This window comes from Streptomyces sp. NPDC001002, assembly GCF_053599215.1.
Genome location: NZ_JBSFLV010000036.1, coordinates 70,775 through 81,451, shown reverse-complemented (window position 1 = coordinate 81,451; position 10,677 = coordinate 70,775). Strand labels below are relative to the sequence as shown.

At 71.6% G+C, this 10,677-nt stretch carries 11 protein-coding genes; 6 read left to right on the top strand and 5 right to left on the bottom strand.

Features of this window, described 5'->3' with window-relative positions; translation table 11 throughout:
* From cobJ to ACWDR3_RS18605, 5 genes are all read left to right on the top strand, one after another.
* On the top strand, positions 1 to 1,445 hold a 1,445-nt coding region (gene cobJ, locus ACWDR3_RS18625; protein WP_450353573.1), incomplete at its 5' end, for a precorrin-3B C(17)-methyltransferase.
* A 23-nt stretch (positions 1,446 to 1,468) separates the two neighbouring features.
* Entirely contained in the window at positions 1,469 to 2,095 is a 627-nt protein-coding gene (locus ACWDR3_RS18620) for a precorrin-8X methylmutase (RefSeq protein ID WP_450353577.1), read from the top strand.
* Complete coding sequence (locus ACWDR3_RS18615; protein WP_450353576.1) at positions 2,089 to 3,012, top strand: sirohydrochlorin chelatase; 924 nt, start codon at positions 2,089 to 2,091, stop codon at positions 3,010 to 3,012. Before ACWDR3_RS18620 ends, ACWDR3_RS18615 begins: the two co-directional genes overlap by 7 nt.
* Positions 3,002 to 4,063: an Rv2231c family pyridoxal phosphate-dependent protein CobC gene (gene cobC, locus ACWDR3_RS18610; RefSeq protein ID WP_450353572.1), complete on the top strand. Its 1,062-nt coding sequence runs from the start codon at positions 3,002 to 3,004 to the stop codon at positions 4,061 to 4,063. Before ACWDR3_RS18615 ends, cobC begins: the two co-directional genes overlap by 11 nt.
* Positions 4,064 to 4,180: 117 nt before the next feature.
* Complete coding sequence (locus ACWDR3_RS18605) at positions 4,181 to 4,576, top strand: hypothetical protein (RefSeq protein ID WP_450353571.1); 396 nt, start codon at positions 4,181 to 4,183, stop codon at positions 4,574 to 4,576.
* A 5-nt stretch (positions 4,577 to 4,581) separates the two neighbouring features.
* Here ACWDR3_RS18605 and ACWDR3_RS18600 read toward each other — a convergent pair whose 3' ends face one another.
* From ACWDR3_RS18600 to ACWDR3_RS18580, 5 genes are all read right to left on the bottom strand, one after another.
* On the bottom strand, positions 4,582 to 5,478 hold the full coding sequence (locus ACWDR3_RS18600) for an SCO1860 family LAETG-anchored protein (protein WP_450353570.1): 897 nt from the start codon (positions 5,476 to 5,478) through the stop codon (positions 4,582 to 4,584).
* A gap of 231 nt (positions 5,479 to 5,709) precedes the next feature.
* The gene (locus tag ACWDR3_RS18595) at positions 5,710 to 6,807 is read right to left on the bottom strand and encodes an amidohydrolase family protein (RefSeq protein WP_450353569.1); all 1,098 of its coding nucleotides are present in this window, start codon (positions 6,805 to 6,807) and stop codon (positions 5,710 to 5,712) included.
* A gap of 48 nt (positions 6,808 to 6,855) precedes the next feature.
* Positions 6,856 to 7,662 carry an amino acid ABC transporter ATP-binding protein gene (locus ACWDR3_RS18590; protein ID WP_450353568.1) on the bottom strand — a complete coding sequence of 269 codons (807 nt, stop codon included), beginning with the start codon at positions 7,660 to 7,662 and terminating at the stop codon, positions 6,856 to 6,858.
* The gene (locus ACWDR3_RS18585; protein WP_450353567.1) at positions 7,659 to 8,492 is read right to left on the bottom strand and encodes an amino acid ABC transporter permease; all 834 of its coding nucleotides are present in this window, start codon (positions 8,490 to 8,492) and stop codon (positions 7,659 to 7,661) included. Before ACWDR3_RS18585 ends, ACWDR3_RS18590 begins: the two co-directional genes overlap by 4 nt.
* A complete protein-coding gene (locus ACWDR3_RS18580; RefSeq protein WP_450353566.1) occupies positions 8,489 to 9,340 on the bottom strand; it encodes a transporter substrate-binding domain-containing protein in 852 nt (283 codons plus the stop codon). Before ACWDR3_RS18580 ends, ACWDR3_RS18585 begins: the two co-directional genes overlap by 4 nt.
* Positions 9,341 to 9,541: 201 nt before the next feature.
* Between ACWDR3_RS18580 and ACWDR3_RS18575 the strand changes: the two genes are divergently transcribed.
* Complete coding sequence (locus tag ACWDR3_RS18575; protein ID WP_450353575.1) at positions 9,542 to 10,624, top strand: pyridoxal-phosphate-dependent aminotransferase family protein; 1,083 nt, start codon at positions 9,542 to 9,544, stop codon at positions 10,622 to 10,624.
* Positions 10,625 to 10,677 lie beyond the last annotated feature (53 nt).

Here is a 10,677-nt window from a genome sequence, read left to right as displayed (position 1 = left end):
TGTCGCTGGTCGGCGGACACGGCGGCGGGGCGAACGAACTCGCCCGCGAGGTGGGTGAGTTGCTGGGCGCCGAGCCGGTGGTGACGACAGCGACGGACGCGGTGGGTGTTCCGGGGCTCGACACGCTCGGGTTCCCGATGGAGGGCGACATCGCCGGGGTCACGCGGGCGCTGCTGGACGGCGAACCCGTGACCCTGGACGCCGAGTTGGCGTGGCCGTTGCCGCCGCTTCCGGTGTCGGACCAGGGCGGCGCGTACGTCATCCGCGTCACCGATCGCGCCGTCGAGCCTGCTGAGCGGGAGGTCGTGCTGCGGCCGCCGTCCCTCGTCGTCGGCGTCGGCGCATCCAAGGGCGCACCCGTGGACGAGGTGCTCGGGTTGCTCTCGGACGCCCTGCGGGAGGCGGGGCTGTCCCTCGCCAACATCGCCGAACTCGCCACCGTCGACGCCAAGTCCGACGAGCCCGGCATCGTCGAAGCGGCCCGGCACCTGGGCGTGCCCCTGGTGACGTACTCCGCCGAGGAGTTGGCGACCGTCGACGTGCCCAACCCGTCCGCCGCGCCCCTCGCGGCCGTGGGCACGCCGTCCGTCGCGGAGGCCGCCGCGCTCGTGGGCGGAGGTGAACTCCTGGTCCCCAAGCGGAAGTCGGAGCGTGCCGACGGGCAAGCGGCGATGGCGACCTGTGCCGTCGTACGGCGGCCCGTGCGTGGCCGGCTCGCGGTGGTCGGGCTCGGGCCCGGCGCCCGCGACCTGCTCACCCCGCGCGCCAAGGCCGAACTGCGGCGCGCCTCCGTGCTCGTGGGGCTCGACCAGTACGTCGACCAGATCCGCGATCTGCTGCGGCCCGGCACCCGGGTCCTGGAGTCGGGGCTCGGCGCCGAGGAGGAGCGGGCCCGTACCGCCGTCGCCGAGGCGCGCAAGGGGCAGGCGGTCGCGCTGATCGGCAGCGGTGACGCCGGGGTGTACGCGATGGCCTCGCCCGCGCTCGCGGAGGCGTCCGACGACATCGAGGTGGTCGGAGTCCCGGGCGTGACCGCCGCGTTGGCCGCCTCGGCGATCCTCGGGGCGCCGCTCGGCCACGACCACGTCTCCATCAGCCTGTCCGATCTGCACACGCCGTGGGAGATCATCGAGCGGCGGGTGCGGGCGGCGGCCGAGGCGGACATCGTCGTGACGTTCTACAACCCGCGCAGCCGGGGCCGGGACTGGCAGTTGCCCAAGGCGCTTGCGATCCTCGCCGAGCACCGGGAGCCGACGACGCCGGTCGGGGTCGTACGCAACGCGTCGCGGCCGGACGAATCCAGCCGGGTCACGACCCTGCTCTCGCTGGATCCGTCGACGGTCGACATGATGACGGTCGTGACCGTGGGCAACACGGCGACCCGTGAGATCGCCGGGCGCATGGTGACCCCGCGCGGCTACCGCTGGCAGGAGGGCGCCCAGTGAACCGTATGGACCATGTGAACGGTGTGGACCGGGTGGTTCATCCGATCGAGGTGGAGTCCTACCGTCGGCTGCGCGCCCGCCTCGACACCTCGCACTTCCCGCCGCTGAGCCGCGCGGTCGTGGAGCGGGTCATCCACTCTGCGGCGGACCTGGACTACGCGACCGATCTCGTCCTGGACGAGGGCGAGTTGGCGACCGCGCATGCCGCGTTGCACGCCGGGGCGCCCGTCGTCGTGGACGTGGAGATGGTCGCGGCCGGGATCACCCGGCGGAAGACCGTCTGCCGGCTCAAGGACGCCGAGTCCGGTCAGGGGCTGACGCGTTCGGCCCACGCGATCCGGCTCGCGTACGAGGAGGTCGGGCCCGGCGCGCTGTGGGTGATCGGCAACGCGCCCACCGCCCTGGAGGAGTTGCTGACCCTGGACGTCTCCCCCGCGCTCGTCATCGGCCTGCCCGTCGGCTTCGTCGGCGCGGCCGAGTCCAAGGCCGCGTTGCGCGCGAGCGGGCTGCCCGCCGTGAGCAACGTGTCCGAGAAGGGCGGCTCGGCGGTGGCAGCCGCCGCGCTCAACGCCCTGCTGTATCACCCCACTTCGCGACCCACTTCAGCTTCTGTCTCGTCTTCCGTTCCGTCCTCCGAGGAGAAATCGTGACCACCCCGCCCGCCCTGCTCATCGCCGGCCACGGCACCCGGGACCAGGCCGGAGCCGAGGCGTTCCGCGACTTCGTCCGGGAGTTGGGCCGCCGTCACCCCGAACTGCCCGTCGCGGGCGGCTTCATCGAACTGTCCGCGCCGCCGCTGGGCGAGGCGGTCACCGAGCTGGTGGAGCGGGGCGTACGTCGGTTCGCGGCCGTTCCGCTGATGCTGGTGTCCGCCGGGCATGCCAAGGGGGACATCCCGGCGGCGCTGTCCCGCGAGAAGGAGCGGCACCCGGGGATCTCGTACACCTACGGGCGTCCGCTGGGCCCGCATCCGTCGCTGCTGGCGGTCCTGGAGCGGCGGCTCGACGAGGTGCTCGGCGAGTCCGCGCGTACGCCGTACGACCGGGCCGACGTGACCGTGCTGCTGGTCGGCCGCGGCTCCACCGACCCGGATGCCAACGCCGAGGTGCTGAAGGCGGCGCGGCTGCTGTGGGAGGGGCGTGGGTACGCGGGTGTGGAGACGGCGTTCGTGTCGCTCGCGGCGCCGGATGTGCCGAGCGGCCTGGACAGGTGTGTCCGGCTGGGTGCGCGGCGGATCGTCGTACTCCCGTACTTCCTGTTCACCGGGATCCTGCCGGAGCGGGTGAAGCAGCAGACCGAGGGGTGGGCGGCCGCGCACCCGGAGGTCGAGGTGCGGTCCGCGGAGGTCATCGGGCCCGAGCCGGAGCTGCTCGACCTGGTGATGGAGCGGTACCGGGAGGCCGTCGAAGGGGATCTGCGGATGAACTGCGACTCGTGTGTGTACCGGATCGCGCTGCCGGGGTTCGAGGACAAGGTGGGGCTGCCGCAGCAGCCGCACTTCCACCCGGACGACGACGGCCATCACCACCACGGGCACCACCACGACGGACACGCCCATGCGCATTGACGGTGCACACGATCTGCGCCATCACGGTGACGCCGAGGTCCGCGACGGCGGTGCGGCACTCGTCGACCTGGCGGTGAACGTCCGCGCCGACACGCCCCCGGTGTGGCTGCGGGAGCGGATCGCCGCGTCGCTGGGCTCGCTCGCCGCGTATCCGGACGGGCGGGCCGCGCGGGCGGCGGTGGCCGCGCGGCACGGGCTGCCGGTGGAGCGGGTGCTGCTGACGGCGGGTGCGGCCGAGGCGTTCGTGCTGCTGGCGCGCGCCCTGAAGGTCCGTCAACCGGTCGTCGTGCACCCGCAGTTCACGGAGCCGGAGGCGGCGCTGCGGGACGCGGGGCACACCGTCGACCGGGTGCTGTTGCGCGCCGAGGACGACTTCCGGCTGGATCCGGCGACGGTCCCCGAGGAGGCGGACCTGGTCCTCGTCGGCAACCCGACGAACCCGACGTCGGTCCTGCACCCGGCCCAGGCGCTGGCTCAACTCGCCCGCCCCGGGCGGACGTTGGTCGTCGACGAGGCGTTCATGGACGCGGTGCCTGGCGAGCGGGAGGCGCTGGCTGGGCGCACCGACGTGCCCGGCCTGGTCGTCCTGCGCAGTCTGACCAAGACCTGGGGTCTGGCCGGGCTGCGCATCGGCTACGTCCTCGCCGCTCCGGAGACGATCGCGGAACTGGAGCGCGCCCAGCCGCTGTGGCCGGTGTCCACACCGGCGCTGGCAGCCGCCGAGGCCTGTGTCGCCCCGCGGGCCCTGGCGGAGGCGGCCCATGCGGCCCACCGCATCGCGGCGGACCGGGCCCATCTCGTCGCCGGGCTCAGCGAGTTCGACTCCGACGGTCTACGGGTCGTCGAGTCCGCAGAGGGCCCCTTCGTCCTCGTCCGGCTGCCCCGGGCCGACGTGGTCCGCCGCCATCTGCGCAACCTCGGCTTCGCGGTCCGGCGCGGGGACACGTTCCCGGGCCTCGGCGACGAGTGGCTGCGGATCGCGGTGCGGGACCGGGCGACCGTGAACCGGTTCCTGCAGGCGCTCGACCAGGCGGTGACGCTGGCGAAGTGATGTCGGCGGAATCCCGCGGACAGAGTGCGAGCGCCAGGTGCCCGTACTGAGCGTGAGTGCCGGGTGACGGCGTCCGACCCTGCGCCGAACCTTCCTCCCATTCCCGACGGAGCCCGCGTGCGCCACCCCACCGGCCGCCGCCAATACGTCATCGCCGTGCTGGCGGCGGCCGCGCTGCCGACGAAGGACAGCCGGCTCGGTGTCGCCGCCGTGTGGGACCTGGCAGGCGACCTCCGGTCGATGTCCTGCACGGCGACGGCCGACGCCCCGGGGTACGCGCGGTTCCTGCGGGCCTGCGCCGGCCTCGACTTCCCGGGCAACGACCCGGCGGCCGCGGCCACTTGGCTGGAGCGGACGACACCCCTGGTGGACAAGGCGTTCGCCAAGGCCGGGGCGCCGATCGACAGTCCGCTCCTGCGCTCCGGCACGACGGCCACCTACCTTCAGGAGTCCGCTCTCTCCAAGGCCGCGAACACCTACATGGTGTACGTGTTCGGCGCCCCGGAGAGCTGAGCCGGTCAGCCCCGGCGCCGCGCCAGCACCACCGCTCCGCCGCCGGCCACGAGCAGCACGATCGCGCCGCCCGCGATGTACGGCGTCATCGAGCTGCCGCCGGTCTCGGCGAGGCCCGCCTCCTCGACCGGGGCGCCCTGCGGCTTGACGTCGGCCGGCTTCGGGCTCGGCTTCGTGGAGGCGGGCGGGGCCTCGCAGGTGGACTCGGCGAGGGTCAGGGTGCCCTCGACCTCGGCGACGTTGAGCTTCAACGGGTTGATGGAGACCTTGAGTTGCAGGGCCGTGGCCGCCGCCGTGCGCGAGGTCGTCTCCGTCTTGGAGAGGTCGAGACGGACCTCGCCGATGCCGGGGACCTTGACGTCGGTCGGGCCGCCGGCGGTCACCGTGATCTTCTTGCCGAGGACAGTGACCGAGCCGAGCAGGTTCGCCTCGGCGGTCGGGGTCTTCCCGGCCTCACAGGTCGCCCTGGAACTGACCTGCCCGATCTCGATCAGGGACAGCAGGGGCAGACCGGGGACGTGCAGTCTGGCGTGGGCGAGTTCGGTGCGGCCCTCGGCCTTGGTGGCGGTGACGGTGGACTTCGCCGACGCCACGTCCGCGGCCAGGACGCTGAAGGGCTTTCCGCCGTCGACGCCGTCCAACTTGACGCTCAGGGCGGTCTTTTCGGCGCTCGCGGGCGCCTCGACCTGGTTCAGGGAGACCGCGAGCGGGACGTTCACGGTCTTGTTGAGCAGCGCCACGTCGAGCCCGGTGCGCAGGACGACGGCGCTCGCGCGCCCCTGGTCGGAGGTCGCGTGCGCGGAGCCCGCCGCGCCCAGGACCGCTGGACCCGCGGCCAGGGCCGTGACCGTCGCGACGGTGGCGAGACGGCGTGCGGGCAGGCGGAAGCTGTTGCCGTTCAAGGTGGGGACCCCCAGAGGAGACGTGCTTGGGACCCGGAAAGAATTACGCACGACGAGTGAACTTGGGTCAATCCAGCGCCAGTTCACCCCAACGTGGGTTCCCCGTGAAGGTTTTCGAATCCCGCGGCACAGGCGTTCCACTCCTCCCCCGCCGTACCGCCTTCTGTCCGAATACGGGGTTGACGTACCGGCGCGCGGGAGGGCGCGCATCTCGTCAACCCACGGCCCGCGTCAGCCGACGACCCGCCCGTTCACCACCACCCGGCGCGGCGCGGCCAGCACCCGTACGTCGGCCCGCGGATCGGTCTCGTACACCACGAGGTCGGCCGGTGCCCCCTCGTCGAGGCCGGGTCGCCCGAGCCACGACCGGGCCGCCCAGGCCGTCGCCGACAGGGCCTGAAGGGGCGGGATCCCGGCGGTGACCAGCTCGGCCACCTCCGCCGCCGCGAGGCCGTGCGGGAGCGTGCCGCCCGCGTCCGTGCCGACGTACACGGGGATGCCTGCGTCGTAGGCGTTGCGGACGGTGTCGTAGCGGCGTTCGTGGAGCCGGCGCATATGGGCCGACCAGCGGGGGAACTTGTCCTCGCCGCCGTCCGCGAGCTGCGGGAACGTGGCGATGTTGACCAGGGTCGGGACGATCGCGACGCCCCGCTCGGCGAAGAGCGGGATCAGGTCGTCGGTGAGGCCCGTCGCGTGCTCGATGCAGTCGATGCCGGCCTCGACCAGGTCCTGGAGGGAGTTCTCGGCGAAGCAGTGCGCGGTGACGCGGGCGCCGAGCCGGTGGGCCTCGGCGATGGCCGCCTCGACGGCGTCCCGCGGCCAACTGGGCGCCAGATCACCGAGATCGCGGTCGATCCAGTCCCCGACCAGCTTCACCCAGCCGTCACCGCGGACGGCTTCCCGGCCGACGTACTCGACCAGGTCCGCCGGCTCGATCTCGTGCGCGTAGCCACGGATGTAGCGGCGGGTGCGGGCGATGTGCCAGCCCGCCCGGATGATCTTCGGGAGGTCTTCGCGGTCGTCGATCCACCGGGTGTCGGAGGGCGAGCCCGCGTCCCGCAGCAGCAGCGTGCCCGCCTCGCGGTCGGTCAGCGCCTGCTTCTCGGCGATGTCCTCCGGGACGGGCCCGTGCGCGCCGAGGCCGACATGGCAGTGGGCGTCGACGAGCCCGGGCAGGGTCCAGCCCTCGACCGTACGGACGTCGTCGGAGCCGACGCCGACGGGACGGTCGTAGGAGACCCGCCCGTCGACGACCCACAGTTCGTCCCGGACCTCGTCGGGTCCGACGAGGATCCGGCCCTTCACGTGCAGCATCGCGCGTTCGCTCATGACTGCACGATAGGACGCCGCCCCTCTCGGAACACGCGCCGGTCCGCGCTAGTCGATGTCCTCCTCGACCTCCGCCAGCGCGGGGTTGAGGAGGCGGGACAGGAAGTGGCGGGTCCGTTCGTGGCTCGGGTCGCCGATCACCTGGGCGGGTGGGCCGTCCTCGACGATGACGCCGCCGTCCATGAAGACCGCCCGGTCGGCGACCTCTTGCGCGAAGGTCATCTCGTGGGTGACGACCATCATGGTCATGCCCTCGCGCGCGAGCATGCGCATGACGGCGAGGACGTCTCCGACGAGTTCCGGGTCCAGCGCGGACGTCGGCTCGTCGAAGAGCATCACCTCGGGGCCCATCGACAGCGAGCGCGCGATCGCGACCCGCTGCTGCTGCCCGCCGGAGAGGGAGGCGGGGTAGGCGTCCGCCTTCTCCGTGAGCCCCACCCGCTCCAGGTTCTCGGCGGCCACCTTCGCCGCCTCGGCCTTGCTCCGCCGCAGCACCCGCCGCTGCGGCAGCGTGAGGTTCTCGGTCACCGTGAGGTGCGGGAAGAGGTTGAACTGCTGGAAGACCATGCCGATACGACGGCGTACGGCATCGATGTCCACGTCCGGGTCGGTGAGTTCCGTGCCGCCGACGAACACCTGGCCCTTGGTGGGCTCTTCGAGCAGGTTCACGCAGCGCAGCAGCGTCGACTTGCCGGAGCCGGACGGGCCGATGACACAGACGACCTCGCCGCGCCAGATCTCCAGGTCGATGCCCTTGAGGACCTCGTTGTCGCCGAACGACTTGTGCAGGCCGCGTACTTCGATCTCCGGACCGGAGGTCTCAGGACCGGCCCCATGAGCTTTCGCCTCGGTCATTTCACGGCCTCCTGGGCCTTCGCCTCCATGCGGCGCACGACGAAGCCGAGCGGGATGGTCACCAGCAGATAGCACAGGCCCGCCACCAGGATCGGCGTCGAGTTGGCGGTCTGGCTGGCCAGGTCCCGGCCGTACTTGGACAGTTCGCGCTCCTCCAGGGTGACGCCGAGGAACAGCACGAGGGAGGAGTCCTTGAAGAGGAGCACCAACTCGTTGGTCAGCGGCGGCAGGATGATGCGGAAGGCCTGCGGGATGACGATCGAGATCATCGCGCGGGCCGGCGAGAAGCCCAGCGAACGGGCCGCCTCCAGCTGCCCCTTGGGCACCGCCTGGATGCCCGCCCGGATGGTCTCCGCCATGTAGGCCGCGGCGACCAGGCCGAGCGCGAGGGCCACCTTGCCGTAGGTGCCGCCGACGATCTCCGTGCCGGGGAAGGCCAGCGGGACGGCGACCCCGATGAAGATGAAGATCAGCAGGGCGGGCAGACCGCGGAAGATCTCGATGTAGACGCCGGCGACCCAGCGGTAGGGGCCCACGGACGACAGCCGCATCAGCGCGATCAGCATGCCGAGCGCCAGTCCGACGACGAAGCCGGACAGTGTGTACAGGACGGTGTTCTTCAGCGCGAGCGTGATGACGTCCGGGAACATCTGCTTGGCGATGTCCCACTGCGCGAACTGGTTCTTCAGCCGCCCCCAGTCCGCCGAGACCGCGAAGGCGATCACGGCGGCGACGAAGAGGACGTACTGCGCACCGCGCGACAGACTGCGCTTCTGACTCCGGGTCAGGCCCTTTTTGCGGGGCTGGAGTTGGGTGTCGACGCCGGTCATGAAGCGGAGGCGGACGCGGCGGGCGAGGCGGCCGATTCGTCGTAGGGGCCGATCCACTGCTCGTACAGCTTCTTGTACGTGCCGTCCGACTTCGCCTCGGTGAGTGCCTTGTTGATCGCGGCGAGCAGCTTGGTGTTGCCCTTCTTCACCGTGAAGCCGTACTCCTCACCGGTGTTGATGTTGTCGGCGACCTTGAAGGCGGCCGCGTTGGCCTTGTCCTTCAGCCAGCCCTGGACGACCGGGTAGTCGATGACGACGGCCTTGACCTGGCCGGTGCGCAGGCCGTTGAGGACGGCGTCGGAGGACTCGAAGGAGACCGGGTCCAGGCCCTTGCCCTTGACGTAGTCCTCGCCGGTGGTCTGTGCCTGGGCGCCGACCTTCTGGCCCTTGAGGTCGGCGAAGGAGGCGATGCCGCTGTTCTTGTCGACGAGGACGGCCTGGGTTGCGTCGAAATACGGGTCGGAGAAGTCCACGTTCTTCTTGCGCTCGGCCGTGATGGTCATGCCGGCCGCGGCCAGGTCGCACTCGCCGGAGTTGAGGAAGGCGCCGGTCTTGAAGTTCTCGAAGGGCGTGTCGAGGATCTCCTGCTTCACCCCGAGGTCCTTCGCCACCAGGTCGATCAGCGAGACGTCGAAGCCCTGCACCTTGCCGTCGATCTCCGACTGGAAGGGCGGGTAGGGCAGATGCGTGCAGGTGGTGAGCTGCCCGGACTTGACGAGCGGGACACCGCCCGCCGTCTTCGAACTGCTGCCGCTGTCGGTGGAGGTACAGCCGGCCACGAGGACCAGCCCGGCCGTCGCGGTGGTGGCGGCCAGGACGCGGGCCCGGCGACCGAGGACGGTGTTCACGGAGACCTCCAGTGGGGGAAGTGGGGGTTCTGATTATAAGGAGATGTTTGGGTCTCTCAAACCATTCCGATGGCTTGAGAGCCGTCTGGCCTAGGAAGTCGCAAGTGATGGGAGTGACACGGGAGGAAGCTACCCTCGATCGAGCCGACGACCCGTGAGTACCGCCCGCGCGTACCGCCCGTGAGTGAAGAGAGCACCGCCGTGACCCACCCCTTCCTCGACCTGCCTCCGCTGACCGCCGCGCGCTTCGCCTCGATCGAGGACCGGGTGGCCCGGCTGCTCGACACCCGGCAGGACGTCGTGATCACCCAGGGCGAGGCGCTGCTGCCCTTGGAGGGCGCGATCCGCTCCACCGCCGGTCCCGGGACGACCGCGCTGAACGTCATCACCGGCCCCTACGGGCAGACCTTCGGGGACTGGCTGCGGGACTGCGGGGCGACGGTGATTGATCTGGCGGTGCCCTTCCACACGGCGGTCACGGCCGAGCAGATCCGCGAGTCCTTCGCCGCGCACCCCTCGATCGACTTCGTCTCCCTGGTGCACGCGGAGGCCGCGACCGGCAACACCAACCCGGTCGCGGAGATCGGCGAGGTCGTACGGGAGCAGGGCGCACTCTTCTATCTCGACGCCGTCGCCTCTATCGGCGCCGAGCCGGTGCTGCCGGACGCGTGGGGCGTGGACCTGTGCGTGATCGGCGCGCAGAAGGCGATGGGCGGCCCGGCGGGTGTGTCGGCGGTGTCGGTGAGCGAGCGGGCGTGGGCGCGGATGGCGGCCAACCCGGGGGCGCCGCGCCGCTCCTACCTCTCGCTCCTGGACTGGAAGGAGCGCTGGATCGACGGCGGCCGCAAGGCGCTGCTGCACGCTCCGGCGCAGCTGGAGATGCTCGCGCTTGAGGCGTGCGTCGAGCGGATCGAGGCGGTGGGGCTCTCGACGATCATGGCCCGCCACGCGTCGGCCGCGGCGGCGACGCGAGCGGGCGCGCTCGCGCTGGGCGGAGGTCTTGAGCCCTACGTGTACGAGGCCCGGGACGCGGCGCCGGTCGCCACGACGCTGCGGACGCCGGCCGGGGTGGACGCGTCGGACCTGGTCGCCCGGGCCCTGGCGAGCGACCCGGCGCTGCCGCTGGCCGCGGGCGGCGGAGCGCTGGCCAAGGAGATGATCCGCGTCAACCACTACGGCGTGGACGCGACGCCGGAGGCCGTGCGGGCGAGCCTCACGGCGCTCGGCTCCGCGATGCGGGAACTGGGCCTGGACGTGCACCTCGACAGGGTTACCGGAGTCTAATTCCAGGGGAATTTCCGAATTCACTTCCCGAATTACCGAGCGCAGCTTCCCAT